Source organism: Flavobacterium sp. HJSW_4 (genome assembly GCF_042436695.1).
In the GTDB taxonomy this organism is placed as follows: domain Bacteria; phylum Bacteroidota; class Bacteroidia; order Flavobacteriales; family Flavobacteriaceae; genus Flavobacterium.
Window position 1 is genome coordinate 195,066 of sequence record NZ_JBHNPP010000004.1, and the last position, 25,580, is coordinate 220,645.

The window sequence follows — 25,580 nt, forward strand, 5'->3', positions numbered from 1 at the left end:
TTTTAAGCTTATTATTAAAAAGCAGCTTTCATTTTATCTTTAATTGCATCAAGGCATAAATTATTGATACTTCCTTCGTGCGTGTGTTTTGTTTCTTTTGGAGATTTATACGTTCCTGCTTCTAATTGTTCGGCAACAGCTTTGTAAGCATCTCTAAATGGCATTCCTGCAACCACCATTTCGTTTAAAGTATCAACTGTAAATAAGTAATCGTATTTTTTGTCTTCTAAAATATGATCTTTTACTGTGATGTCTTTTATTGAAAATATAGCGATATCTAAACAAGCTTTTAAGTTTTGAATCGCTGGAAACAAACCTTCTTTTAAAAGTTGCAAATCTCTATGATAACCGCTCGGAAGATTATTTGTAATTAAAGTGATTTCGTAAGGAAGTGCCTGAATCTTATTGCATTTTCCTCTAATTAATTCGAAAACATCTGGATTCTTCTTATGAGGCATAATGCTTGAACCTGTTGTAAGATGTGCCGGCAAACCAATAAAATCGAAGTTCTGACTCATATACAAACAAACGTCCATTGCAAATTTTGATAATGTTCCTGCAACGCTTGTCATCGCAAAAGCAACTGTTTTTTCTGCTTTTCCGCGGCTCATTTGTGCCGCAACTGCGTTGTATTTTAAAGTTTCGAAACCTAATTCTTGAGTGGTAAAAGTTCTGTTGATTGGGAATGAACTTCCGTAACCTGCCGCAGATCCTAAAGGATTCTGATCTACAATTTTCGACGCTGCATTCAACATTGTAATATCGTCAATAAAGCTTTCTGCGTAAGCCGAAAACCACATTCCGAAAGAAGATGGCATAGCGATTTGCAAATGTGTATATCCTGGCAATAATACATTTTGATGTTTCTCTGCTGATTCCATCAACAAATCAAAAAGTGTTTTTACCTGTTCTTTTATTGCTTTTAATTCGTCTTTTAAATATAAATGAACGTCTACTAAAACTTGATCGTTACGAGAACGCGCCGTGTGGATTTTTTTCCCTGCATCGCCCAATTTTACAGTCAGTAAATATTCAATTTTAGAGTGAACATCTTCAAAACTGTCTTCGATTTCGAAATTTCCAACTACGATATCCGCAATGATTTCATTTAAAGCATCAACCAAAGAAGTCGTTTCTTCTGAAGTCAATAAACCAATTTGTCCTAACATTTTGGCGTGTGCAATTGAACCTAAAGCATCGTATTTTGCTAAAACCAAATCTAGTTCACGGTCGTTTCCTACTGTGAATTGCTCGATTTGTTTATCTGTTGGTATTCCTTTTTCCCAAAGTTTCATAGGTTGTGTTTTTTTTCGCCACGAATTCACGAATTTTTATGTTTAAGATTAAAAAAAAATTCGTGAATTCGTGGCGGTTTTTCTTTTCTTATAATTTAAAGAAATCAGTTAGTATTTTAATATACAAATCGACTCCTTCTACAATTTCGTTTACAAAAATAAATTCGTCTGCTGAATGTGAACGCAATGTTTCTCCAGGCCCAAGTTTTAACGATTGACAGCTTAAAACCGATTGATCTGAAAGTGTTGGAGATCCATAAGTTGTTCGCCCTAAAGCAATTCCTGCCTGAACTAAACCATGTTCAACTGGAATAGAAGAAGCATTTAAGTGCATTGATCTTGGCGTAACTTCGGCGTTTACATTTGCTTTTACTACTTCAAGAATTTCAGCATTTGAATAGCAATCAGTTACACGAATATCAACAACCAAATCACATTCTGACGGAACTACATTGTGTTGTTTTCCAGCATTAATCTGCGTTACAGTCATTTTTACAGGACCTAAAACATCTGAAATTTTGTCGAATTTATAGTTTTTAAACCATTCCATTACTGGAATTGATTTGTACAAAGCGTTATCATCATTTTGATGCGCTGCGTGGCTTGCAGTTCCTTTTACTTTTACATCTAAAACTAAAAGACCTTTTTCTGCAACAGCTAATTGCATTAAAGTTGGTTCGCCCACAATCGCACAATCTAATTCTGGCAAATGTTTTAAAACACTGTTTAAACCATTTTTTCCGCTGCTTTCTTCTTCTGCCGAAGCAACGACAACAATATTATGTGATAAATTTTGATTTTCGTAAAAGTGAACAAAAGTCGCTAATAACGAAACTAAACATCCTCCTGCATCATTACTTCCTAAACCGAATAATTTGCCGTCTTTTTCAATCGCTTTAAACGGATCGTTGGTGTAAGCCTGATTCGGTCTTACTGTATCGTGATGTGAGTTTAATAAAAGTGTTGGTTTCTTTTCGTCGAAATATTTATTGAAAGCCCACACATTGTTGTTTTCTCTCTTGAATGGAATTTCATTCTGATTGAACCAATTTTCTATTAAAAGAGCTGTTTGATCTTCTTCGCTTGAAAATGAAGGCGTTTCGATTAAGCTTTTTAATAAACTAATTGCTTCTTGGGTAAGCGTATCTATATTTTTCATTTTAATAAGGTTCAAAGGCTCAAAGGGACAAAGCAACAAAGTTTTTGAGCTTTCCTATGACCATTTTTACTTGCGCAAATTTATTTAAAATACCTTGTGCGCTCTATTTTTTTGCCACGAATTACACGCATTTTCGCAAATTATTTTTTTGTCTCAGATTTAAAATCAAAATAACTTTTTAATGCACAACTGAAAATTATTTTCTCCTTTAACAGAAAAAATTAGTGTCAATTTTTTTAAATTCGTGACAGCAACTTTTATAATGTAATCGTTGTATGCGGAACATCTGCATTTTGAAGCATTTTGTGATGCCCAATTTTGATTTTCTGCACACCTCTTGATAAACTATTGAAACAGTTATCCAATTTCGGAATCATTCCGGAATGGATTACTTTTTCTTCTTTTAGTTTATTGTACAAAACTTCGTTGATTTCTGTAATTACAGATGAATCATCTTCTGAATCCATCAAAACGCCTTGTTTTTCAAAACAGTAAGTCAGCGTAACATCAAAAACTTCAGACAATGCAATTGACAATTCACTTGCAATTGTATCGGCATTTGTGTTTAATAATTGTCCGTTTTTATCGTGTGTAATCGCACAGAAAACAGGAACAATCCCAGCTTCTAATAAAGTTGCCAATAATTTTGTATTGACTTGCTTTACATCGCCTACAAATCCGTAATCAATAGTCGGGTGATTTCTTTTTGTGGACTGAATTAAATTTCCGTCAGCTCCAGAAAAACCAACTGCATTATTGTCTTTTGCCTGCAATTGCGCTACAATATGTTTGTTGATCTGACCAGCATAAATCATTACCACAACATCAAGCATTGGAGCGTCTGTAATTCGGCGTCCGTCAATCATTTGTGGAACTAAACCAATACTCTGAGCCATTTTCGTAGCCGATTTTCCACCACCGTGAACTAAAACTTTATGTCCTTCAATTTTAGAAAAATCAGTTAAAAATTGTTCTAATTCTGCTGGATTGTCAATGATGTTTCCACCAATTTTGATTACTGAGACGTTCATTTCTTTTAAGGTTCAAAGGAACAAAGGAACAAAGGCTCAGAGGCTTTTCCTTTGCACCTCTGCAGCTTTGTAGCTTTGTACCTAAAATTTACAATTTTTTCAAAATCTTCTGCAACACTAATTGTGCAGAATATGTTCTATTATTTGCTTGCTCGATTACAATTGAATTTTCACCATCCAAAACTTCGTCAGTTACAATTACATTACGACGAACTGGCAGACAGTGCATGAATTTTCCGTTGTTGGTTAAAGCCATTTTTTCAGCTGTAACTGTCCAATTTGGATCACTGTTGGTTACTTTTCCGTAATCGTTAAAATTACTCCAGTTTTTAACATAAACGAAATCAGCATTTTCGAAAGCTTTATCTTGATCGTATTCAATTACACAGTCTTTTGTAATTTCTGGGCTAAGTTCATAACCTTCTGGGTGTGTGATTACAAAATCCATATCTTTTTGCATTTGCATCATTTCTACGAATGAATTGGCAACTGCCTGCGGTAAAGCTTTTGGATGCGGCGCCCAAGAAAGCACTACTTTTTGTTTGTTTTTATGTCTAGGTTTGAATTCTTCCATTGTAATCGCATCTGCTAATGACTGCAATGGGTGACGTACAGCACTTTCCATGTTTACGATTGGCACTGTAGCATATCTTTGGAATCCAGAAATTACAGTTTCCGCATAATCTTTTTCTTTATCAACTAAACCTGCAAAAGCACGGATTGCAATGATGTCACAATATTGAGAAACTACTTCTGCCGCTTCTTTAATATGTTCTGATGCACCAGAATTCATTACTGCTCCGTCTTCGAATTCCAAAGTCCATCCTTCGTTGGTAAAATTCATTACCATAACGTTCATTCCTAAGTTCATAGCCGCTTTCTGAGTACTCAAACGCGTTCTTAAACTAGGATTGAAGAATAACATTCCTAAAGTTTTGTTTTTTCCTAAACTTTGATTTTTAAGCGGATTCTTTTTGATTTTGATCGCTTGATTTACCCATTTTGATAATGAGTTGATTTCTTTTATTGAGATATAGTTCATGTTTTTTTTATTAATTAGAAAATTTGATGATTTGATAATTAGACAATTGTGACATTTTCTAATTACCTAATTGACTCATTAAATTATTTTAGTAAATGGAATTTCGTCTTTCAGTGCCCGCAGAATAAAATTATCATTTAATCCATTGACGATCCAGGTTTCTATGTTGGCTGCTTTTGAAATTGCGGCCGCTTCGATTTTGGACTGCATCCCTCCTGTTCCATGCGATGATTTTGAATCTCCGATTTCTTTTTCGAGCGATTTTAAATCATTTACCAATTTAATTGTTTTTGGAACTTCATTTTGAAAAGTCTCTTTCGTATAAATTCCGTTTGTATTGGTTGCAATTATCAGAATATCAACATTTAAAAGAACCGCCGTTAAAGCCGCTAATTTGTCGTTATCTCCAAACCGAATCTCATCTGTCGCCACAGTGTCATTTTCATTGATAATCGGAATGTAATTGTTCTTAACCAATACATTAATCGTATTTACAATGTTCTTTTTGGTCTGCTCTTTTTCGAAATCAGAATAAGAAAGTAAACACTGCGAAGTATTTAATCCTAAATCCTTAAAATTCTCATTGTAAATCCGCATTAAATGAGGCTGTCCGATTGAAGCTAAAGCCTGTTTTACAAAAACATCTTTATCTTGATTGTCAAGTTTTACAAATTGCTTTGCTGCTGCAATTGCTCCAGAACTTACGATGATAAATTCATATTCGCCGTTTAAAGCCGCAATCTGAATTCCAAGATCTTCAATCTTTCCCCGCGAAATATGATTCGTTTCTTTGGTTAAAGTATTACTTCCTATTTTTAATAAAATCCGTTTTTTAGTCATTTTCTAAGATGCTAAGATTCTGAGATACTATCCCGACAACTATCGGGACTAAGTCTTTTTTTTCTCAAAATGAAAATTTTCTAATTATCTAATTGACAAATTATCTCAATTATCGAATTTGCCCTTCTCCGTACACATACCATTTATTGGTTACCAAATGCTGTAAACCAATTGGTCCTCTTTGATGCAGTTTATCAGTGCTTATTGCTAATTCTCCGCCAAGACCGAATTGTCCGCCGTCTGTGAATCTCGTTGATGCATTTTGGTAAACCGCCGCTGCATCTATCGATTCCATAAACTGCTGAGCAGCTTCATTATCTCTTGTAATAATTGCTGCAGAATGTCCTCCGCAGTATTTATTAATCATATCAATCGCATGATCTTGAGAATCGATGGTTCCGATTACGATTTTATAATCTAAAAACTCTTCGTACCAAATATCTTCGTTTTGAATGGTTTTTGTATTCTCGAAATTCTCTAACGATTTATCGACAATTACTTCCACTTTTGATTCGATTAAAGCTTCAATTAACATCGCCGTAAAACCTTCAAAATTTGGAAGTTTAGAACTGATCAAAACTTTATCTAAAGCATTACAAGCCGAGATTTTAGCAGTTTTAGCATTTAAAATTACTTTTAAAGCCAAATCTGTATCAGCATCTTCATGAACGTAAACAAAATTATTGCCACGTCCGCTTACAATTACCGGGCAAGTCGCATGCGCTTTTACAAACTCAATTAATTTTTCTCCTCCTCTCGGAACAATTAAATCTACTTTTTGAGTTGGTTTTTCTAAAAATGCCTGAGTTTCGGTTCTGTTATAATTCAGATATTCTACCCAGCCTTTTGAAACTCCGTTTTCCTCTAAAGCTTTATGCCAAAGACTTACAATCTTTAAATTCGACTTTAGAGATTCTTTTCCGCCTTTCAATAAAATTTTATTTCCAGATTTAAAAGCGATTCCTCCTGCTTCGATTGTAACATCTGGACGAGATTCGTAAATAATTAAAATAGTTCCGAAAGCTGCGGTTTTATTTATGACTTTAATTCCATTATCATGAGTAAAATGAAAACGCTCAATGCCGATGGGATCTTCTTGTGAAGCTAACTGATTCAATGACAAAATCATTTCATCTACTTTTTTATCATCTACTTTCAGACGTTCTTCCATCGCTAAATCTGAACCGTCGTAATCGCTAAGATCTTCCTGATTTGTCAAGATAATCTGATTCCGCTCTTGTTCGACCAGCTTTGCCATAGTCCGCAAAACAGCGTTACGTATTTCAATTGATAATGGTTTCATAGTTTTAGTTGGTTGGTTGTTTTAAAAGCATTAAATTTTTAATCCCATTGAAAAATTTGTATTTGTTGCTCTTTTTCATTGTTGTAAAAAAGAAATGTATTAGTAGCGCTTGAAGAAATAAAATCGCCTTCATCTGTCTGACCAATAAAAATAGTTCCTGATGGAAACTCATCATTTTGAATAAATTCAGGTCGTAATAACAGATTATCAACAAAATCAATTTTACCAATTTTATTAAAATCTATTTTTTCAAGTTCCTCATCAGAATAGTCTCCTTTAAATTTATATTTAAAAAAAGAATTATCATCAAAACAGGAATTTACCACTCCATAATTTTTAAACCTGTATTTGGAAAGAAGAACAGAGGTAACTCTTTCAAAGTAATATTCTGATTCAAACTTTCCAAACTCTGGAATTCTATCTAAAATTAAATTTCCTCCCCGTTCAATTTTAGACTTATACTCTTTGTAATTTAAATTACTTAGATAATATTCTTTTTGTGTCTCAAAATCTTCGCTTATAATAGTATAAGCTTCTTCTAAAAATTCAATTTTTGGAAAATCAATTTTGTCTTTATAACCTAATTTATCACCAACTAAATCAAATGCAATTTCGTTTACATCAATTCTATAGTCACCAAAATACTCTGTTTCGTAATCTCCTGTATCCCAAAGCGAAATCAAATGAAATGTTTTATCATTAAATTGTTCATGATTCCTAATTTTTATAGTAACTAAAGGCAAAAAAACAAATTTTGCTTTAGGATCTGTTTCTTCTGTAAACACGTCCTCAAACTCTGGATATGGAATTAAATCAACAGAATATGATTTTTGCTCACTTCTCAAAACCTCATTAACTATCTTTACTGGAAGAAAACTAAAAATCAATTCTTTTTTTTCTGGCAGATAAGGCAAAAAAGCTAAGGTTTCATCTTCCTGATCATAAAATAACCAGACAACTGTATCTGTATTGAAAACTTTATCATTTTCATCTTTCAGAGAAAAACTATAATCCATTTTTAATATAAGAAAATCTCCTTCTGACGTTGGATCTGACAAAGAGTGTAAATCAAATTGAGCAAATTCAGTCTTAAATTCGTGATTTAATCCAAAAACAAAGTTTAAATCATCCTTAGTAATCTTATCTTCAAATTTATACAGTAGAAGATCTAAATACTTTTCATAATCTCTATCGTTAATCGAATCGAAATATTCTTGAAGAATGAGTTGACACTTCGCGTTATCCATACTATTTATACTCTGAAATTAAATGAACATTTTTTTACTTTAGAAAATTAATTCTTAAGCTCTAAGTTCTTCTAAACTTTCTTTCAACGATTTTACAAACGTATCGATATCTGCTTTTTTCACTGTTAAAGGCGGTAAAATTCTCAATAGATTTTTATTGTTCGCACTTCCTGTAAAAATGTGTTTTTCGATAATCAACTTCTTTCTTAAAGCCGCTACATCAAAATCAAACTCTACTCCAAGCATTAAGCCTTTTCCTTTTACTTGTTTGATTCCGTCAACTTCTTTGATTTTTTCTAAGAAATATTCGTAAACTTCATTTACATTCTTTTGTAAATCAAGCTTTTCAATTACATCTAAAACTGCAATTCCTGCTGCGCAAGACAAGTGGCTTCCGCCGAAAGTAGTCCCTAATAATCCGAAACTAGCTTCGAATTTTGGAGAAATCAAAATTGCTCCAACTGGGAAACCGTTCCCCATTCCTTTTGCAACTGAAATAATATCAGCATTGATTCCGTGGTGTTGGAAAGCGAAGAATTTCCCGCTTCTTCCGTATCCCGACTGTACTTCGTCTAAGATTAAAACCACATCGTGTTTTTTACATGCTTTTTCTAAAGCTTGGAAAAATTCAGTTGTTCCTTGGTCTAAACCTCCAACTCCTTGAATTCCTTCTATAATTACAGCTGTAACATCTCCTTTTGCTAATTCTGCTTCAACCAATTCGATTTGGTTTAAAGGCAAAAATGTTACTTCCTGTTGTGCGTTTATTGGCGCAACAATCTTTTTGTTATCAGTAACTGCCACTGCTGCAGAAGTTCTTCCGTGGAAAGAATTATGAAAAGCCACAACTCTAGATTTTCCATTATGGAAAGAAGCTAATTTTAAAGCATTTTCGTTTGCCTCAGCACCAGAACTACACAAAAATAATTCATAATCTTCTAATCCTGAAAGCTTTCCTAATTTCTGTGCCAATTCAACCTGCAAAGGATTCTGAATCGCATTCGAATAAAAACCTAAATGATCGATTTGATTTTTAAGTTTTGCTACATAATCTGGCTGTGTGTGTCCGATAGAAATCACACCATGTCCGCTGTATAAATCTAAATATTCTACTCCTTTGTCATCGATAATTTTACAATCAATTGCTTTTACTGGAGTAATGTCGTATAATGGGTAAACGTTGAATAAGTTCATTTTGTTTTGTTTATTTTGTTTCAGGTTTCAGGTTTCAAGTTAACTTGCAACGTGAAACTTTAAACTTGAAACTAGTTTATGTTTCTATGTATCCATTTCAAGTCACGTACAGAACGTGAAACCTGAAACTTTAAACTTGAAACTAAAAAAATTAAAATCCGCTTGGTTTCAAATGTAAACCTGTGGTTTCTTCCAATCCGAACATTAAATTCATGTTTTGAATCGCTTGTCCTGAAGCACCTTTGGTTAAGTTATCTATAATTGATGTTATGAGAACCCGGTTTCCTTTTTTCAATAAACTAATGATACATTTGTTTGTTTGAACCACTTGTTTCATGTTGATATTAGTGGTTGTAACCGTTACAAAAGGCTCATTTTTATAGAACTCTTCGTATTTTTCAACCAATTGCTCTAAACTGTCATCACATACTGTGTAAAGCGTTGCAAAAATTCCTCTTGGAAAATCTCCTCTGTTTGGAATAAAAAGCAATTCGCTGTCAAAATCATCTTGCAACTGAACCAAACTTTCTGAAATTTCACCTAAATGCTGGTGTTCAAAAGCTTTGTAATGCGAAAAATTGTTGTTTCTCCAGCTGAAATGAGAAGTTTCTGAAAGACTTACTCCTGCTCCAGTACTTCCTGTTGTTGCATTAATATGAACATCATTATTCAACAAATTATGTTCTGCTAAAGGTAACAAAGCCAACTGTATAGCCGTTGCAAAACAACCTGGATTGGCAATATAATTTGCTTTTTTAATTTCCGCTTTATTGATTTCAGGCAATCCGTAAACGAATTCTTTTCCTTCGAAATTAGCATCTTTATTCAATCTGAAATCGTTTCCTAAATCAATGATTTTAGTATGACTTGCAAACTGATTTTCTTTCAAAAATGAAATCGATTTTCCGTGACCTAAACACAAGAAAACAACATTCACATTCGGATTGATTTCGGCCGTGAAATTCATTTCAATATCACCCATCAAATCGTGGTGCGCTACAGAAAGTGGTTTTCCAGCGTTTGTTGTACTGTAAACAAAATCGATGTTTACATTGGGGTGATACATTAATATTCTGATGAGTTCTCCAGCTGTATAGCCCGAACCACCAATAATTCCGATATTAATCATGCTCTAAATGATTTACTGATGAAAATATGTTTTGTGCATTTCCTAAAATCTTAATAAATCCTTTTGCATCTTCTGATGTCCAAGCATTGTTCATTTCGCCATACTGACCAAAACCAGTATTCATCAAATCATTTTTAGATTCAATTCCGTCAAGCGAAAAATGATATGGTTTTAACGAAACAGTTACTGTTCCATTCACTGTTTTTTGAGTGTCTTGCAAGAAAGTTTCAATGTTTCTCATAACAGGATCTAAAAACTGACCTTCGTGAAATAACATTCCGTACCAGTTTCCTAACTGCTCTTTCCAATATTGTTGCCATTTTCCTAGAGTATGTTTCTCTAATAAATGATGCGCTTTGATGATAATTAATGGAGCAGCAGCTTCGAAACCAACTCTTCCTTTAATTCCGATAATAGTATCTCCAACGTGAATATCTCTACCAATTGCATAAGCATTTGCTAATTTTTCAAGTTTTACAATATTTTTTTCTGGAACATCTTTTTTACCATTCAATGCAACTAATTCTCCTTTTTCAAAATGAAGCGTTACTTTTTCTTCACCCTCTTTTTGCAATTGCGAAGGATAAGCTTCACTTGGCAAAGGCTGGCTTGAAGTTAGAGTTTCTTTACCTCCAACGCTTGTTCCCCAAAGTCCTTTATTGATAGAATATTGTGCTTTTTCCCAAGAGTAGCTAACTCCATTTTTTTGAAGGTATTCTACTTCTTCTTGTCTTGAAAGTTTTAAATCTCTAATTGGGGTAATGATTTCGATTTCTGGAGCAATAGTTTGGAAAATCAAATCAAAACGAATTTGGTCATTTCCTGCACCTGTACTTCCGTGTGCGATTGCGCTTGCTCCAACTTTTTTAGCGTATTTAATTGCTTCAATAGCTTGAAAAACACGTTCTGCACTTACTGATAACGGGTAAGTATTGTTTTTTAATACGTTTCCGAAAATCAAATATTTTATAGCTTTATCATAATATTTATCAACGATTGTAAGATTTGCGTGTTGCGCACTTCCTAATTCGTAAGCTCTTTTTTCAATAGCTGATAATTCTTCTTCGTCGAATCCTCCTGTGTCAACAAGAACAGTGTGAACTTCGTATCCTTTTTCATTTTTTAAATATTTCAAACAATACGAGGTATCTAATCCTCCGCTATAAGCTAATACTACTTTTTTCATTTTTTATAATTTAGGCTAATACTTTCGTATGTAGCAGTTTGAGATTTTTTCTAATTAATTGACTTAAACAAACAATGACAATATTTTATTCAAGAATAAAGCCTGTTTGATTTTTTTAAGCCTGTTTAAAACAGCCTCATTAAAAGGATGTCTTGGTGGTGTTTTTTGTTTTTCCTTCGGGTCATATAACATTCCGGTACAAAGGCACATTTTGTTTTCTTTACTTTGTAAAATCGGGAAATTAGTACAGGTTTTACAGCCAGCCCAGAAACTTGGATCGGTTGTAAGTTCTGAGAAAGGAACTGGTTTATAGCCTAGTTCAGAGTTAATTTTCATAACCGCCAAACCAGTAGTGATACCAAATATTTTAGCATCTGGAAATCTCTTCAAAGAATAATCAAAAACCTTTGATTTTATCTTTTTAGCCAAACCATGGCTTCTATAATCTGGATGTACAATTAACCCCGAATGCGCCACAAATTTTCCGTGTTGCCAACTTTCTATGTAGCAAAAACCAGCAAATTTTCCGTCTGCCAAAGCAATCATCGCATCACCATTTGCCATTTTTTTCTGAATGTACTCAGGAGTTCTTTTAGCAATCCCCGTACCTCTTAATAAGGCAGATGATTCTATCGTATCGCAGATTTCCTGCGCATACTTAAAATGTTCTTCTTGAGTTACAACAATAGAGATCTTCATTTCAATTATTGAAGTTAGAGTTAAAAATTAAAGCATATTGATTCGCTTGAAATCCAGAATTGAATCCAATAAAATTAAACATAAAAGAAGTAACATTCTCAAAATCAAAACATTGATTAAGAAAATTTACAAAATAATAAATACTTTTAGGATACGTTTGTCCAATGGACAAATTATGTGATTTCAAAATGAAAAATGGATATGAATAAATATACGGCTATAAAACTCAGTGAACACTATAGAGATAGTGTCCGTACTTCGGGAGAAGTAATCGGTGAGTTTGTCCGTGACAAAGAAGTTATATGTAAACTTATTTTATTCATCGGTGCAAAAGTACATTATTTTTTTATTTACAAAACAAAAAATTAAAATTCTAACATTTTTTTTACGTTTTGTGAATATACCGAAAAACAAAACCCGATAATTATTTCTAATTATCGGGTTTTTAATCAATTATATTTTTGCTTTTTATTTTTTAGTAAACTGCATTGATTGACCATTATCTAAGAAAATCATTTCAAATCCAGTTTTAGCTTCATTGAATTTAAATTTCAACCCTGCTCTTTTTGATTCGAAAGTATCTTTTTCGTTTGCAACAGGATCTAAAGAGAAGTTAGGATAATTCGGCAACTGTGCTGTCAAAACACTATTTTTATCTACTAACTCAATAGTTAATGGAGATTTTGCCGTAGTGTAATTACCTAAATAACCATCGATTATAATCGCTTTTTCTACAATTCCTTTTCCTGCTGTCCAAACATTATTTGATTCATTATTATCTGGAAAAACATGGTCAGGATCTAAAGTAATGCTTTCAATTTCTTCTGTAGAATTGTGTTTGAAAGACCAAGATTTATTTCTCTGCCAAATTTCTACTGGTAAATTAACTCTTGATACTTTTCCGCTTTTTGTTTTAACATCTAAAACAATCGGCATTGGCATTTTATCAAAATTTTCGACTGTAATTACGACTCCTTTTGCAGGATCATTTTTTACATATTTAATTGAATTAATACCTTGATCAAAACGCCAGTTGTTTACATACCAGCTTCTCCAGAACCAGCTTAAGTCTTCCCCAGCAACGTTTTCCATAGATCTAAAGAAATCATCCGGCTGTGGATGTTTGTATGCCCAACGCTGAATATATGTTCTAAAAGCAGTATCAAAACGCTCTTTCCCTAAAATCTGTTCTCTTAAAATTACTAAACCAGCACTTGGTTTAAAATAGCACAACATACCGATATTACCTTCCTTCATATTATCAGGAGAACTCATAATCGTTTCTAAGTCAGGTCTTGTGAACGGTTCTGCTTGATGATGCAAATCTGTTGGATCTTCTTTGTATTCTCCATTATTAAATGCTGCTGTACTCAATGAGTTAATGAAAGTATTAAATCCTTCATCCATCCAAGCAAATAGTCTTTCATTTGAACCAACGATCATTGGAAACCAAATATGACCAAATTCGTGGTCTGTAACTCCCCATAAATCTGCTCCTTTAGACTTCCATCCGCAGAAAACAATTCCAGGATACTCCATTCCTCCTTCGTTACCTGCAACGTTTGTCGCTGCTGGATAAGGATATTCGAACCATTGTTTTGAATAATGCTCAATTGATGCTTTTACATATTCTGTAGAACGCCCATAACCATCTCTACCATCACTTTCAACTGGATAAGCAGATAATGCTAATGATTTTTTACCGCTTGGAAGGTTAATCTTAGCTCCATCTAAGATAAAAGCTGGAGACGATGCCCAAGAGAAATCACGTGCATTTTTAATTTTATAGTGCCATGTTTTCTCAGTTCCTGAATTGCTATTTGCAGTTGCCGCAACTTCAGAAGCTGTACGAATCATAACCGTTTTGTCGCTGTTAGAAGCGTCTTTATATCTTTTTAATTGCTCAGCAGAAAATACTTCCTGACCATTTAATAATTCACCAGAAGCCACAACATAGTGATTTCCTGGAACTGTAAGTTTTACATCAAAATCTCCATACTCCAAGTAAAACTCAGACGCACCTAAATATGGAGCTGTGTTCCAACCTCTCACGTCATCGAACACACACATACGTGGATACCATTGTGCAATCGTGAAGATTTTCCCGTTTTTAGTTTCTAAAACTCCCATTCTATCAGACCCTTCAAAAGGCGCGATGAAAGAGAATTCAATTTTAAGTTTTACAGAACCTCCTTTTGCTGCTAATTCCTGTGGAAGGAAAACCTGCATTCTTGTATCTGTAACAATGTATTTTGCTTCAACTTCTGTTTTAGTTTTTCCTCCAGAAATTACTTTTACAGATTTAATTTTATTTCCGCCATCAAAAACTTGCCCTTGAGCTCCATTACGGCTTCCTGTTAAAGGCAAAATAGCATTTCCTCTTGAATCGTCTTTAAACAAGTTCTGATCTAAATTCAGCCAAAGAAACCCTAATTTTTCAGGACTATTATTAGTATACGTAATTTCGTCTGTACCAACAATCTCATTTGTAGTTGCATTCAGTTTTGCCGTAATCTGATAATCGGCTCTGTTCTGCCAATACTCTACTCCTGGCTGCCCGCTAGCAGTACGAGTTGGCGTACCATTTTTTGTGTAGAAATGAGGACCAAAGGCATCATGATAATTGTAATTGTTTACTGGATTTGCTGTTGTCGCTGACGGAGTTTGCTGCGCCCATACTGAAGAAATCCCAAAAAATAAAGCCGCGGTTAAAATGGCTTTCCCAGATTGCTTTTTCATATTTTTTAGCTGTTTATGTAGCAAATTAATGAAAAAAAAAGCTATTTACAGAGAAACTTCAAAACATAAATTCAATTTTAGCAAAATTTTATCAATAAAATAATTTCAGCCTTTTTTCTTAAAAAACTAAATTTTATAAAATATATTTACATCTCTATAAAAATCATTCATTTTATATTCAACATTGTGACTACAACTATTTCAAATTCAATATTAAAAGCTTCTATCAAACATGCTGGAGCTGAATTATTTTCTATAAAAGACAATCAGAACAACGAATATATCTGGGAAGGAAATCCAGATTTTTGGGGTAAGCACTCTCCTGTTCTTTTTCCGATTGTCGGAACTTTAAAAAACAATACTTATAAAATCAATGAAAAAGAATATCATTTGCCGCGTCATGGTTTTGCACGTGATATGGAATTTTCTTTGATTGAAAAAACTGAAAACAAAGCTATTTTCTCTCTTAAATCTTCTGACGAAACATTACAGAAATACCCTTTTGAGTTTGAATTACAACTTATTTATACACTTAACGAAAGCTCTTTAGAACTTGAATACAAAGTAATTAATCACGGAAAAGAAAAAATGCCTTTTTCAATTGGCGCGCATCCTGCAATTGCACTTCCTGATAATTTTGAGGATTATGCTTTTCAATTCGAAAAAGAAGAAAATTTAAAATATTATCTTCTTGAAAACGATTTGATTTCATCTAAAACTAAAGTTTTGGAAACAAAAAATAATTTAGTTCCTTTAAATTATGAGCTGTTTAAAAATGACGCTTTAATCTTTAAAACATTAGAATCAAAATCTTTAACGATCCTAAATAATTCAAAACCATACGTAAAAGTTGATTATTACGATTTTCCAAGTTTAGGAATTTGGACAAAAGAAAATGCGCCGTTTATCTGTATCGAACCGTGGCTTGGCTATTCGGATACAGATGAAAACACAGGCGATTTATACCAAAAAGAAGGAATTTTGACATTGGAAGAAAACAAAGATTTCAGTGCAAAATTTAGTATCACAATATTATAACGAACAAAATGTTAGATTTTAACTTCACTCCATTTCCTATAATAGAAACAGAACGTATACTTCTAGACAGGCTTACAGACAAAGATGTTCAAGAAGTTTTTGAATTGCGTTCGAATCCTGAAACTATGAAATATATTCCGAGGCCTTTGGTGAAAAATCACGAGGATGCTTTGGAACATATTCGAATGATTGATGAAAAAATTGAAAATAATACTGGAATAAATTGGGGCATTAGACTTAAAGGTGGTCCTAAATTATTGGGGATTATTGGTTATTACAGAATGCAACCGGAAAATTACCGAGCTGAAATCGGCTATATGCTTTCGCCAGATCATCATGGAAAAGGAATTATACCAGAAGCTGTAAACAGACTGATTAAATTTGGATTTGAAGATTTAAAACTACACTCAATAGAAGCCGTAATTGATCCCGAAAATTACGCTTCTGAAAAGGTATTACAAAAATGCGGATTTGTTAAAGAAGCTCATTTAAAACAGTCAGAATTTTGGGAAGGAAAATTTCTCGACAAGGTAATTTATTCATTACTAGAAAAGTAAGTTTTTTTACTTGTTAAAATAATCTTATAGATAATTGTTCTCAAGCATTATAGGTTATATTTGCGCTCGAAATCAGCTAAAAATGGCTGTTTTTGAATTCAAAAAATAGTTATGAAAAAAATATCCGCCCTACTTGTTCTTTTATTTTGTTTGCAATTACAAAGTCAGACATTTGTAAAGTTTAACGGAGCAACAGCTTTATTATTAGTTCCAAATATTGGAATAGAAACTAGCATTGGAGAGAAAACTACATTTAGTGCCGACGTAATGGCTTCTTTCTGGGAATCGTTTAACGGACAAAACCCAATGAAATTTATTACTGTTACTCCTGAAGTTCGCTACCATTTTAAAGAAAAATATAATGGCTTTTATGCTGGAGCACATATTGGAGCCGATAAATATCAGATCCAAAAATGGAACTATTGGGACACCAACAAATATGAAGATGGTTTTGGCTATAGAATTGGAGCTACAGTTGGTTACAATTTAAAACTTAATGATAAATTTTTACTTGACTTTTTCGTAGGTGGAGGATGGCATCAAGGATTTTATAAGGGGCATTACAATGATGGAACTCCAGGAAGATACGATAAAGCCCCTAATTACAATAAAAGTGGAGAATGGCTTCCATACCGTGGAGGAATTATGATTTCTTATAAACTATAAAAAATCAGCTTAATTTAGGAAGCGTTTTAACATAAAGCTCTTCTACTTTTTTACGAGCCCAATCTGTTTTTCTTAAAAAAGTAAGACTAGATTTTACGCTCGGATTAGAGTTAAAGCATTTAACAGGAATTAATTCGCCTAGAGTATCAAAACCATAATAGTCGACTAAAGTTTCGACAATTTTTTGAAGTGTAATTCCGTGTAGTGGATCTTTAGATTGATTTTGCATCGTATACTTTTTAAATAATATTAAAAGACCGCACTATTAGTACGGTCTTTTTTTTTTGCAAAATTACTAAAATAGAATTTTACGTTAATCAAATAAAGAATAAATTAGAATATGAATTTAAATCCAACAGAAACTGGAGTAGTCAAGTTTGGGTTACTTCCCGCTAAAGCAGTATTATAAAACGGATCTACATTCGCAACATGCGCCAATCCGAAATTGGTAACAGTTGTTTTTTCTCCATCTTTAGCTTTTAAAGTTGTAGAAGTAAAATTAGCTAGATCATAAGAGAATTCTACTGAGAAGTTTTTAGTCACAAAATAATCTAAACCTCCTGATACAGATAATCCTACTTGATTAACTTTCAACTCGCTTTCTTTTTCTTTACCAGTAATAACCGGTATTGCTGCCTGTCCGAAGAAGTATAATGAACCTGCTATATTCCAGTATTTTCTAATTAAAGGCTGAACAACAATTAAATCTGTTTTCGCAGCAGTTCCTGCAGCTGTTTCCGCTTTAATATTAATATATCCTACACCTGCTCCTACAGCAACTGATGGCGTTATAAATGTACCTACAACTGGAATTACAGATAAATTGGTATTTTTATTATCATCATTTTTAGTCTGCTGATAGCCAAATTGAGAAGTAGCAAACCAAGCGCCTTTTAATCCTTGAGATGAATCTTGGGCTTTAGCAGTTAAACCGATTAACACCATACTCATGATCGTAAAAATCTTTTTCATTTTATTTTGTTTTTTAAAAATTACAAGACAAACTTATGAGTAAGGTTTTGCCATAAGACTGATTAAAATCATAGATTAAAAAAAATCTTTAATTATCTTTAACTGCTACGATTTCTTTCAATTTTGTCTTACATTTGCAATCATGATAAAATCAGTCAATATACTTAACAAAAGAGCCAGATTCGATTACGAAATAATCGACACTTATACTGCTGGAATTGTTTTGGCGGGAACAGAAATTAAATCTATACGTCTAGGAAAAGCAAATATTACCGAAAGCTTCTGCGAATTCAGTGGCATGGAACTTTTTGCCATTAATACTTATATTGAAGAATATTCTTTTGGAAACCAATTCAATCATAAATCAAGAAGCGAACGAAAACTACTTCTTAACAAGAAAGAATTGAAAACACTCCATAAGAGTGTTCAAGCTAAAGGGCTTACAATTATTCCTTTAAAACTGTTTACAAATGAAAAAGGTTTAGCTAAACTGCAAATCGGACTTTGTAAAGGAAAGAAAAACTATGACAAACGAGAATCTTTAAAAGAACAAGATACCAAACGAGATTTAGACCGTATAAAAAAAGCTTACAACTAGTAAGCTTTTTTATTTTTACACAAAACGCTTATAATTAACATTTTATAGTTATTTTTACTTATAACCAATTTAACTGTAAAATATGAAAAAGTACTTCGTTTTGTTTTTCGCTATTGCGGCGTTTTCAAGTTGTGGCAGTAATACTTCTATTGTAAACAGCTGGAGAGATCCTGACGTAACAATCACTCAGGAACAATTTAAAAAAGTTTTGGTTGTAGCTTTGGTCAAAGATGAAGCTTCGAGACGAATTACTGAAAACAGAATTGCAGCAAGCAGTCCTATATTTAAGACTTCATATCAATACTTAAATGCAACCACACAATTAACACAAGAACAAAAACTAAAGGTTTTACAAGACGAAAATTTTGACGGAGTTGTCACTATGCGTTTAGTCAGCAAAGAAAAAGAAGTCAATTATGTTCCAGGAACTTACACCGGAATGTACTATGGAGGATTTGACGGAATGTATACTGGAATGTATGGTTACGGTTTTGGAAACTGGTACGGAATGTATTCTCCAAATTTCTACGATCCGGGTTATTATCAAGAAACCACTTCTTATATGGTTGAAACTAATATTTTTTCATTAAAACAAAATAAATTAATTTGGACAGGAACTACTGAATCGCAATATGTTACCGATTTAGGACAAACTGTTGACGCTATAATGCAAGCCGTTGTAAAAGAAATGAGAAAAGACGGTTCGCTTCCTCCAAAATAAAATATCATAAAGCAGTATCGTAAAATGCTGCTTTTCCTTTATTAGAAAAAATGACTAAATTTGTCAAGACTAAATTTTTCATAAATGAAATCGCTACTAAAAAATGCTAGAGAACAAAAAGGTTTAAAAACTCGTGAGTTGGCCCAGCTTGCCGGTATTGACCAAGCTTTAATTAGCAAATTTGAATCTGGCACTCGAAAACCAACTAAAGATCAAGTAACTAGATTATCTCAACTTCTAGAGATTGATTACGAAACTTTGATGGTAGCTTGGCTTAAAGAAAAAATTCTTTATGAAATTGGAGATGATGAATTTGCTTTGAAAGCTTTAAAAGTTGCCGAAGATGAAATCAAATACAATAAAACTGTTTCACATCTTAAGTTATCTACTTCATTAGAAAAGATTTTAAAAGAAATCGATTCTCTAAAAGCAAAACTTGATTCTCATCGTCAAAATGACAGTTTTAAAATCAAACAAGCACTCGAACTAGAATACACTTTTGAAAGCAATAGGATTGAAGGAAATACTATGACGCTTCGCGAAACGGATATGGTTATCAATGAAGGTTTGACAATTTCGGGAAAAAGTATGCGTGAACATCTTGAAGCTATTAACCATCAGGAAGCAATTGGTTTTATAAAAGAATTAATGAACAAAAGTAATTCTTTAAACGAACGAGATCTTTTATCTATTCATAATTTGATACTTCGCGGAATAATTCCAGAAGATGCCGGACGTTACAGAAAAGTTCAGGTTATGATACAAGGAAGTTCGCACATGCCTCCTCAGCCTTTAATGGTTCAGCAAGAAATGGAAGAATATTTTATTTGGTATGAAATCAACAAAAACAAATTACATCCCGTGATTCTAGCTGCTGAAATGCACGAACGCTTAGTCACAATTCATCCTTTTATTGATGGGAATGGAAGAACGTCAAGATTGATTATGAATTTAATTTTGATGCAAAAAGGTTATCCAATAGCAAATATTAAAGGCGATTATGAAAATCGAATGCAATATTATCAATCTTTAGAAATAGCCCAAACTAAAAAAGACAAAGAAGATTTTTTCCTTTTCATTGCACAAAGAGAAAAAGAAAGTTTAGAAAGATATATTTCAATTCTAACGCAATAAAAAAGCCCGCATCAAACGGGCTTTCTTTTAATTTTTATCTTCTAATAAAGGAACAAATCTAAACTCTCCAAACTCATGTTTTTCAAATTGAGTTTCATTCTTTCTGATTAATAAAGTCATAATCTGAACATCTTCTCCCAAAGGAATAACCAGCCTTCCTCCTATTTTTAATTGCGCCATTAAAGGCTGTGGAATGAAAGGCGCGCCTGCAGTAACGATAATACTGTCAAACGGAGCAAAATTTGGCAATCCTTTATATCCGTCTCCAAAAGAAACATGTTTTGGACGAATATTTAACTTTGGAAATAAATTAGATGTTGTTTTAAACAATTCACTTTGCCTTTCAACAGTAAAAACTTTCGCGCCAAGCATAAATAAAACGGCAGTCTGATAACCAGAACCTGTTCCTATTTCTAAAACTTTATGATCTTTCTTAACCTCAAGTAATTGCGACTGAAAAGCGACTGTATAAGGCTGAGAAATAGTCTGCCCTGCTCCAATAGGAAATGCTTTGTCTTGATAAGCGAAATCTTCAAAACTTGAGTTCAAAAAAAGGTGTCTTGGGATTTTTTTTATCGCATCCAAAACCGCTCTATCAGTAATTCCTTTTTGCTCTAAAGTAGTTACTAATTGATTACGAAGTCCTTGATGTTTGGCAGTGTCTTTCAAAATGGGTAGGTTTTATTTTCGCAAAAATAAGAAACAAAACAGGATTTCAAATATTGATTTTTAAATAATAATGTGTAAAGTCGAAAGTCAAAAGTCGAAAATTCACTATCTGTCAGACTGAGCGGAATCCAAGCCCTTCGCCCCGCATAGCCCTTCGACTTCGCTCAGGGTGTCAAGTTTCAAAAGAAACAAACAACAAACGAAAAACGACCAACAACAATCAACCAACAGCCAACAACCAATAATTACCTAAATTCATTTTCACTTTCAACAAATAAATTATATTTTTGTTTAAAATACATTCTCATGTTAAAAGTAGGAGTTTTAGGTGCTGGTCATCTTGGTAAAATACATTTACGCTTATTACAACAATCTGACCAATACGAATTAGTTGGATTTTACGACGAAAATCAAGAAAATGCCGAAAGAATCTCAAAAGAGTTTGGCTATAAAAACTTCAGCACAATTGCAAAACTTATTCACGCTGTCGACGTGATTGATATTGTTACTCCAACACTTTCACACTATAAATGTGCAAAGGTAGCGATCAAATCTGGAAAACATATCTTTATTGAAAAACCAATTGCCAACACTGTAGAAGAAGCTGAAGAAATCATTGCTTTAGCGAAAGAATACAACGTGAAAGGACAAGTTGGTCACGTAGAGCGCTTTAATCCCGCTTTTATTGCTACAAAAAACATGATCGAAAATCCGATGTTTATAGAAACGCATCGTTTAGCCGAATTTAATCCGCGTGGTACAGACGTTCCTGTTGTTTTAGATTTAATGATTCATGATATTGATGCTATTTTAAGCGTTGTGAATTCAAAGGTAAAAGATATCCACGCAAGCGGTGTTTCTGTAATTAGTGACACTCCTGATATTGCCAATGCTAGAATCGAATTCGAAAATGGATGTGTTGCGAACTTAACTGCGAGCAGAATTTCATTAAAAAACATGCGTAAATCACGTTTCTTTCAAAAAGATGCTTACATTTCAGTTGATTTCTTAGAAAAGAAATGCGAAGTAGTTCGTATGAAAGATGCGCCAGAAGTACCTGGAGATTTTGATATGATTCTTCAAAATGCTGAAGGTGTAAAAAAACAAATCTATTTCACTAATCCAGATGTTGAGCAAAACAATGCTATTCTGGACGAATTAGAATCTTTTGCAAATGCAATCAATACAGATACTACGCCAGTTGTAACTTTAGAGCAAGCTACAGATGCATTAAGAGTGGCTTATCAAATTATTGATTGTTTCGATAAATAATTAAAGGAATTTAAAAAAATAAATTAGCCACGAAATTCGCGATAAAATTGTGAATTCGTGGCTAAATCGTAAAATATAATATACCAAAGCAATATGAAAACAATAGCTGTAATTGGGGCTGGAACAATGGGTAACGGAATTGCGCATACTTTCGCGCAAAGCGGATTTACCGTGAAATTAATCGACGTTTCTGAAAAATCATTAGATAAGGGAATGGCAACTATTGCAGCCAATTTAGATAGAATGCTGTCTAAAGGAACAATCACGCAAGGTGATGTTACTAAAACAATCACCAATATTATCACTTATACAGATATAAAAGATGGGGTTGTTGGCGCTGATTTAGTAGTGGAAGCAGCAACTGAAAATGTGGAATTAAAGCTGAACATCTTCAAACAATTAAACGAATATTGCTCTCACAATACGATTTTAGCAACAAATACATCTTCTATTTCAATTACACAAATTGGATCTGTTGTAGCACACCCTGAGCGTGTTATCGGAATGCATTTTATGAATCCGGTGCCGATTATGAAATTGGTTGAAATCATTCGCGGTTACAATACAAGCGATGAAGTAACAAAAATCATCATGACTTTATCTGAAAAATTAGGTAAAGTTCCTGTTGAAGTAAACGATTATCCAGGATTTGTAGCAAACAGAATTTTAATGCCAATGCTAAACGAGGCAATTGAAACGTTATACAATAAAGTTGCAGGAGTTTACGAAATTGACACTGTAATGAAATTAGGAATGGGGCATCCAATGGGACCTCTTCAATTAGCTGATTTTATTGGTCTTGACGTTTGTCTTGCCATCTTAAATGTAATGTACGACGGATTTAAAAACCCTAAATATGCTCCTTGCCCACTTTTAGTGAATATGGTGAGAGCTGGAAAATTGGGAGTTAAATCTGGAGAAGGTTTTTACGATTATAGCGAAAGCAAAAAAGCGGAGAAAATTTCAAAGCAGTTTATTCTTTCATAAAAAAGAAATATCATGTCGATTCAATCGAATTTAAATACAATTAAAGCAACTTTACCTGAACATGTAACTCTTGTTGCCGTTTCAAAAACTAAACCTGTTTCAGACTTGATGCAGGCTTATGAAGCTGGTCAACGCATTTTTGGAGAAAACAAAATTCAGGAAATGACTGATAAATGGGAAGAAATGCCAAAAGACATTCAATGGCATATGATTGGTCATGTTCAGTCGAATAAAGTCAAATTTATGGCGCCGTATGTCACTTTGATTCATGGTGTTGACAGTTTGAAATTATTGCAAGAAATTAACAAACAAGCTTTAAAAAATAACAGAATTATAGATTGTCTTCTTCAAATTTATATTGCAGAAGAAGAATCTAAATTTGGTTTGGACGAAAATGAACTAAACGAACTTTTAACTTCTGCAGAGTTCAAAGAATTGAAAAATATTCGTATCTTAGGTTTAATGGGAATGGCCACTTTCACCGAAGACCAAAACCAAATAAAAAAAGAATTCACACATTTAAAATCTATTTTTGATTCCATCCAAAAACTGCAAATTGTTGATTTAAAAACAATTTCAATGGGAATGTCTGGAGATTATCAATTAGCCATCGAATGCGGAAGCACAATGGTAAGAATTGGAAGCAGCATTTTTGGAGGCCGCTAAAAATAAATCGTAGATTTTAACTGATTACTAAAAACTGAGACTGAATACTGAATTTGTACGCAATACTTGACATAGAAACCACTGGAGGACAATTTAATGAAGAAGGAATTACCGAAATCGCCATCTATAAATTTGACGGGCACGAAGTAATCGACCAATTCATCAGTCTTGTTAATCCCGAAATTCCGATTCAGCCGTTTGTAGTAAAACTGACTGGGATTAATAACGCTATGTTACAGTCGGCGCCAAAGTTTTATGAAGTTGCCAAACGAATTATCGAAATCACTTCAGATTGCGTAATCGTGGCTCACAACGCCTCTTTTGATTATAGAATCCTTCGTACAGAATTCCGTCGTTTAGGCTATGATTTTGAAGCTAAAACACTTTGTACGGTAGAATTAGCCAAAAAACTAATTCCAGAACAACCTTCGTACAGTTTAGGGAAATTAGTACGCGCACTCGGAATTCCGATGGCAGACAGACATCGTGCAAGTGGAGACGCTATGGCAACGACAAAGCTGTTTAAAATGCTTTTAGAAAAAGACACCGAGAAAACAATTGTAAAAGACTTTATAAAACTCGAAGTCGAAAAAGGAATCTCTCCAAAATTCTTAGATATTTTAAACCAAATGCCAGCCAAAACTGGGGTTTACTATATCTATAATGAAGGCGGAACTTTGATTTATATCGGCAAAAGCCAAAACATCAAAAAGAGAGTCAATCAGCATTTTACTGGTGTTACAACCAAAAGCAAAAGAATTCAGGCAGAAGTCTTTACCATTACTTATGAGGAAACAGGAAGCGAATTAATTGCACTTTTAAAAGAAAGTCAAGAAGTAAAAATCAACCGTCCGAGACATAATCGTTCGCAAAAGAAAACCGTTTTCCCTTTCGCATTATATGCCGAAAAAGACACAAACGGATACATCAACCTAAAACTGGAAAAAGCCGACGGACGTAAAAAAGAAATTACATCATTCGCATCTTTACAAGAAGGCAAAAATGCACTCTTTAGATTTACAGCAAAATATCATTTATGTCAAAAATTGACAGGTTTATATCAAACCAAAAAAGAGTGTTTTCAATATAAAATCAAAGAATGCGATGGCGCTTGTATTGGAGAAATCACGCCTGAAGTTTACAATTTAAGAGTACAGCAATTTATTTCAGAAAACAGTTTTGAAAACAAAAGCATGATCTTAATAGATAGAGGCAGAAATGTAAACGAAAGAAGCGCAATTTTAATTGAAAACGGCATATATCAAGGTTATGCATATTACGATTTGAACTATCAAATCACGAATATTGATATCCTGAAAAACATCCTAATTCCAATGCAACATAATCGCGATGTAAAAAATATTCTTCAAAGTTATATGCGCAAAAGCAAATCTTTAAAAATACTTCATTTTTAACAAAACAAAACTTTGATTATC

Annotated in this window: 26 protein-coding genes; 11 read left to right on the top strand and 15 right to left on the bottom strand. The window is 33.3% G+C overall.

The window, feature by feature from the left end; translation table 11 throughout:
* Positions 1-14: 14 nt before the first annotated feature.
* The 11 genes from argH to ACE01P_RS05560 all read right to left on the bottom strand — a co-directional run bounded on the left by argH (position 15) and on the right by ACE01P_RS05560 (position 12,125).
* A complete protein-coding gene (gene argH, locus ACE01P_RS05510) occupies positions 15-1,295 on the bottom strand; it encodes an argininosuccinate lyase (RefSeq protein WP_379695118.1) in 1,281 nt (426 codons plus the stop codon).
* 88 nt (positions 1,296-1,383) lie between these two features.
* Complete coding sequence (locus tag ACE01P_RS05515) at positions 1,384-2,454, bottom strand: M20 family metallo-hydrolase (protein ID WP_379695120.1); 1,071 nt, start codon at positions 2,452-2,454, stop codon at positions 1,384-1,386.
* Between the two features lie 257 nt (positions 2,455-2,711).
* On the bottom strand, positions 2,712-3,485 hold the full coding sequence (argB, locus tag ACE01P_RS05520) for an acetylglutamate kinase (RefSeq protein WP_379695122.1): 774 nt from the start codon (positions 3,483-3,485) through the stop codon (positions 2,712-2,714).
* A gap of 88 nt (positions 3,486-3,573) precedes the next feature.
* Entirely contained in the window at positions 3,574-4,527 is a 954-nt protein-coding gene (locus ACE01P_RS05525; protein ID WP_379695124.1) for an N-acetylornithine carbamoyltransferase, read from the bottom strand.
* A gap of 78 nt (positions 4,528-4,605) precedes the next feature.
* Positions 4,606-5,367 carry a glutamate 5-kinase gene (proB, locus tag ACE01P_RS05530; RefSeq protein WP_379695126.1) on the bottom strand — a complete coding sequence of 254 codons (762 nt, stop codon included), beginning with the start codon at positions 5,365-5,367 and terminating at the stop codon, positions 4,606-4,608.
* 109 nt (positions 5,368-5,476) lie between these two features.
* Positions 5,477-6,670, bottom strand: a complete 1,194-nt coding sequence (locus tag ACE01P_RS05535) for a glutamate-5-semialdehyde dehydrogenase (protein WP_379695128.1) — start codon at positions 6,668-6,670, stop codon at positions 5,477-5,479.
* 38 nt (positions 6,671-6,708) lie between these two features.
* The gene (locus ACE01P_RS05540) at positions 6,709-7,917 is read right to left on the bottom strand and encodes a hypothetical protein (protein WP_379695130.1); all 1,209 of its coding nucleotides are present in this window, start codon (positions 7,915-7,917) and stop codon (positions 6,709-6,711) included.
* A gap of 54 nt (positions 7,918-7,971) precedes the next feature.
* Positions 7,972-9,111, bottom strand: coding sequence for an aspartate aminotransferase family protein (locus ACE01P_RS05545; protein WP_379695131.1), 1,140 nt, complete (start codon positions 9,109-9,111; stop codon positions 7,972-7,974).
* A 151-nt stretch (positions 9,112-9,262) separates the two neighbouring features.
* Positions 9,263-10,240 carry an N-acetyl-gamma-glutamyl-phosphate reductase gene (gene argC, locus ACE01P_RS05550; RefSeq protein ID WP_379695132.1) on the bottom strand — a complete coding sequence of 326 codons (978 nt, stop codon included), beginning with the start codon at positions 10,238-10,240 and terminating at the stop codon, positions 9,263-9,265.
* Entirely contained in the window at positions 10,233-11,426 is a 1,194-nt protein-coding gene (locus ACE01P_RS05555) for an argininosuccinate synthase (RefSeq protein ID WP_379695133.1), read from the bottom strand. The genes argC and ACE01P_RS05555 overlap by 8 nt, the downstream gene beginning before the upstream one ends.
* Before the next feature lie 63 nt (positions 11,427-11,489).
* Entirely contained in the window at positions 11,490-12,125 is a 636-nt protein-coding gene (locus ACE01P_RS05560; protein WP_202001541.1) for a GNAT family N-acetyltransferase, read from the bottom strand.
* 201 nt (positions 12,126-12,326) lie between these two features.
* Between ACE01P_RS05560 and ACE01P_RS05565 the strand changes: the two genes are divergently transcribed.
* A complete protein-coding gene (locus ACE01P_RS05565; protein WP_162615021.1) occupies positions 12,327-12,494 on the top strand; it encodes a hypothetical protein in 168 nt (55 codons plus the stop codon).
* Positions 12,495-12,593: 99 nt separating this feature from the next.
* Here the strand turns inward: ACE01P_RS05565 and ACE01P_RS05570 are convergent, their stop codons facing one another.
* Positions 12,594-14,864 (bottom strand): M1 family metallopeptidase, encoded by a 2,271-nt coding sequence (locus ACE01P_RS05570; RefSeq protein WP_379695135.1) that lies wholly within the window; start codon positions 14,862-14,864, stop codon positions 12,594-12,596.
* 186 nt (positions 14,865-15,050) lie between these two features.
* Here ACE01P_RS05570 and ACE01P_RS05575 point away from each other — a divergent pair, with 186 nt between their 5' ends.
* From ACE01P_RS05575 to ACE01P_RS05585, 3 genes are all read left to right on the top strand, one after another.
* Positions 15,051-15,902, top strand: coding sequence for an aldose 1-epimerase family protein (locus ACE01P_RS05575; RefSeq protein ID WP_379695137.1), 852 nt, complete (start codon positions 15,051-15,053; stop codon positions 15,900-15,902).
* A gap of 8 nt (positions 15,903-15,910) precedes the next feature.
* A complete protein-coding gene (locus tag ACE01P_RS05580; RefSeq protein ID WP_379695139.1) occupies positions 15,911-16,459 on the top strand; it encodes a GNAT family N-acetyltransferase in 549 nt (182 codons plus the stop codon).
* 111 nt (positions 16,460-16,570) lie between these two features.
* Positions 16,571-17,125, top strand: coding sequence for a DUF3575 domain-containing protein (locus ACE01P_RS05585; protein ID WP_379695141.1), 555 nt, complete (start codon positions 16,571-16,573; stop codon positions 17,123-17,125).
* A 4-nt stretch (positions 17,126-17,129) separates the two neighbouring features.
* On the opposite strand, the gene ACE01P_RS05590 is transcribed toward ACE01P_RS05585, so the two are convergent.
* Entirely contained in the window at positions 17,130-17,354 is a 225-nt protein-coding gene (locus ACE01P_RS05590) for a VF530 family DNA-binding protein (protein ID WP_379695143.1), read from the bottom strand.
* A 104-nt stretch (positions 17,355-17,458) separates the two neighbouring features.
* Positions 17,459-18,097, bottom strand: a complete 639-nt coding sequence (locus ACE01P_RS05595) for a hypothetical protein (RefSeq protein ID WP_379695145.1) — start codon at positions 18,095-18,097, stop codon at positions 17,459-17,461.
* A gap of 142 nt (positions 18,098-18,239) precedes the next feature.
* Between ACE01P_RS05595 and smpB the strand changes: the two genes are divergently transcribed.
* The 3 genes from smpB to ACE01P_RS05610 all read left to right on the top strand — a co-directional run bounded on the left by smpB (position 18,240) and on the right by ACE01P_RS05610 (position 20,550).
* Positions 18,240-18,695 carry an SsrA-binding protein SmpB gene (smpB, locus tag ACE01P_RS05600; protein ID WP_095927676.1) on the top strand — a complete coding sequence of 152 codons (456 nt, stop codon included), beginning with the start codon at positions 18,240-18,242 and terminating at the stop codon, positions 18,693-18,695.
* An 82-nt stretch (positions 18,696-18,777) separates the two neighbouring features.
* Positions 18,778-19,416, top strand: coding sequence for a hypothetical protein (locus ACE01P_RS05605; RefSeq protein WP_379695147.1), 639 nt, complete (start codon positions 18,778-18,780; stop codon positions 19,414-19,416).
* Between the two features lie 84 nt (positions 19,417-19,500).
* Entirely contained in the window at positions 19,501-20,550 is a 1,050-nt protein-coding gene (locus tag ACE01P_RS05610) for a Fic family protein (RefSeq protein WP_379695149.1), read from the top strand.
* Positions 20,551-20,577: 27 nt separating this feature from the next.
* On the opposite strand, the gene ACE01P_RS05615 is transcribed toward ACE01P_RS05610, so the two are convergent.
* Positions 20,578-21,219: a protein-L-isoaspartate(D-aspartate) O-methyltransferase gene (locus ACE01P_RS05615; protein WP_250835697.1), complete on the bottom strand. Its 642-nt coding sequence runs from the start codon at positions 21,217-21,219 to the stop codon at positions 20,578-20,580.
* 306 nt (positions 21,220-21,525) lie between these two features.
* Between ACE01P_RS05615 and ACE01P_RS05620 the strand changes: the two genes are divergently transcribed.
* The 4 genes from ACE01P_RS05620 (at position 21,526) to ACE01P_RS05635 (ending at position 25,559) form a co-directional block, all read left to right on the top strand.
* The gene (locus ACE01P_RS05620; protein WP_379695151.1) at positions 21,526-22,491 is read left to right on the top strand and encodes a Gfo/Idh/MocA family protein; all 966 of its coding nucleotides are present in this window, start codon (positions 21,526-21,528) and stop codon (positions 22,489-22,491) included.
* Positions 22,492-22,584: 93 nt separating this feature from the next.
* Positions 22,585-23,478, top strand: coding sequence for a 3-hydroxyacyl-CoA dehydrogenase family protein (locus tag ACE01P_RS05625; protein WP_379695153.1), 894 nt, complete (start codon positions 22,585-22,587; stop codon positions 23,476-23,478).
* Between the two features lie 12 nt (positions 23,479-23,490).
* On the top strand, positions 23,491-24,144 hold the full coding sequence (locus ACE01P_RS05630) for a YggS family pyridoxal phosphate-dependent enzyme (protein WP_379695155.1): 654 nt from the start codon (positions 23,491-23,493) through the stop codon (positions 24,142-24,144).
* Positions 24,145-24,197: 53 nt separating this feature from the next.
* Complete coding sequence (locus ACE01P_RS05635) at positions 24,198-25,559, top strand: exonuclease domain-containing protein (protein WP_379695157.1); 1,362 nt, start codon at positions 24,198-24,200, stop codon at positions 25,557-25,559.
* Positions 25,560-25,580: the final 21 nt, after the last annotated feature.

Excerpts from the sequence above, each read along its gene's own strand:
- argH (WP_379695118.1), bottom strand. The coding sequence starts at position 1,295 with ATGAAACTTTGGGAAAAAGGAATACCAACAGATAAACAAATCGAGCAA.
- ACE01P_RS05515 (WP_379695120.1), bottom strand. The coding sequence starts at position 2,454 with ATGAAAAATATAGATACGCTTACCCAAGAAGCAATTAGTTTATTAAAA.
- argB (WP_379695122.1), bottom strand. The coding sequence starts at position 3,485 with ATGAACGTCTCAGTAATCAAAATTGGTGGAAACATCATTGACAATCCA.
- ACE01P_RS05525 (WP_379695124.1), bottom strand. The coding sequence starts at position 4,527 with ATGAACTATATCTCAATAAAAGAAATCAACTCATTATCAAAATGGGTA.
- proB (WP_379695126.1), bottom strand. The coding sequence starts at position 5,367 with ATGACTAAAAAACGGATTTTATTAAAAATAGGAAGTAATACTTTAACC.
- ACE01P_RS05535 (WP_379695128.1), bottom strand. The coding sequence starts at position 6,670 with ATGAAACCATTATCAATTGAAATACGTAACGCTGTTTTGCGGACTATG.
- ACE01P_RS05540 (WP_379695130.1), bottom strand. The coding sequence starts at position 7,917 with ATGGATAACGCGAAGTGTCAACTCATTCTTCAAGAATATTTCGATTCG.
- ACE01P_RS05545 (WP_379695131.1), bottom strand. The coding sequence starts at position 9,111 with ATGAACTTATTCAACGTTTACCCATTATACGACATTACTCCAGTAAAA.
- argC (WP_379695132.1), bottom strand. The coding sequence starts at position 10,240 with ATGATTAATATCGGAATTATTGGTGGTTCGGGCTATACAGCTGGAGAA.
- ACE01P_RS05555 (WP_379695133.1), bottom strand. The coding sequence starts at position 11,426 with ATGAAAAAAGTAGTATTAGCTTATAGCGGAGGATTAGATACCTCGTAT.
- ACE01P_RS05560 (WP_202001541.1), bottom strand. The coding sequence starts at position 12,125 with ATGAAGATCTCTATTGTTGTAACTCAAGAAGAACATTTTAAGTATGCG.
- ACE01P_RS05565 (WP_162615021.1), top strand. The coding sequence starts at position 12,327 with ATGAATAAATATACGGCTATAAAACTCAGTGAACACTATAGAGATAGT.
- ACE01P_RS05570 (WP_379695135.1), bottom strand. The coding sequence starts at position 14,864 with ATGAAAAAGCAATCTGGGAAAGCCATTTTAACCGCGGCTTTATTTTTT.
- ACE01P_RS05580 (WP_379695139.1), top strand. The coding sequence starts at position 15,911 with ATGTTAGATTTTAACTTCACTCCATTTCCTATAATAGAAACAGAACGT.
- ACE01P_RS05585 (WP_379695141.1), top strand. The coding sequence starts at position 16,571 with ATGAAAAAAATATCCGCCCTACTTGTTCTTTTATTTTGTTTGCAATTA.
- ACE01P_RS05590 (WP_379695143.1), bottom strand. The coding sequence starts at position 17,354 with ATGCAAAATCAATCTAAAGATCCACTACACGGAATTACACTTCAAAAA.
- ACE01P_RS05595 (WP_379695145.1), bottom strand. The coding sequence starts at position 18,097 with ATGAAAAAGATTTTTACGATCATGAGTATGGTGTTAATCGGTTTAACT.
- smpB (WP_095927676.1), top strand. The coding sequence starts at position 18,240 with ATGATAAAATCAGTCAATATACTTAACAAAAGAGCCAGATTCGATTAC.
- ACE01P_RS05605 (WP_379695147.1), top strand. The coding sequence starts at position 18,778 with ATGAAAAAGTACTTCGTTTTGTTTTTCGCTATTGCGGCGTTTTCAAGT.
- ACE01P_RS05610 (WP_379695149.1), top strand. The coding sequence starts at position 19,501 with ATGAAATCGCTACTAAAAAATGCTAGAGAACAAAAAGGTTTAAAAACT.
- ACE01P_RS05620 (WP_379695151.1), top strand. The coding sequence starts at position 21,526 with ATGTTAAAAGTAGGAGTTTTAGGTGCTGGTCATCTTGGTAAAATACAT.
- ACE01P_RS05625 (WP_379695153.1), top strand. The coding sequence starts at position 22,585 with ATGAAAACAATAGCTGTAATTGGGGCTGGAACAATGGGTAACGGAATT.
- ACE01P_RS05630 (WP_379695155.1), top strand. The coding sequence starts at position 23,491 with ATGTCGATTCAATCGAATTTAAATACAATTAAAGCAACTTTACCTGAA.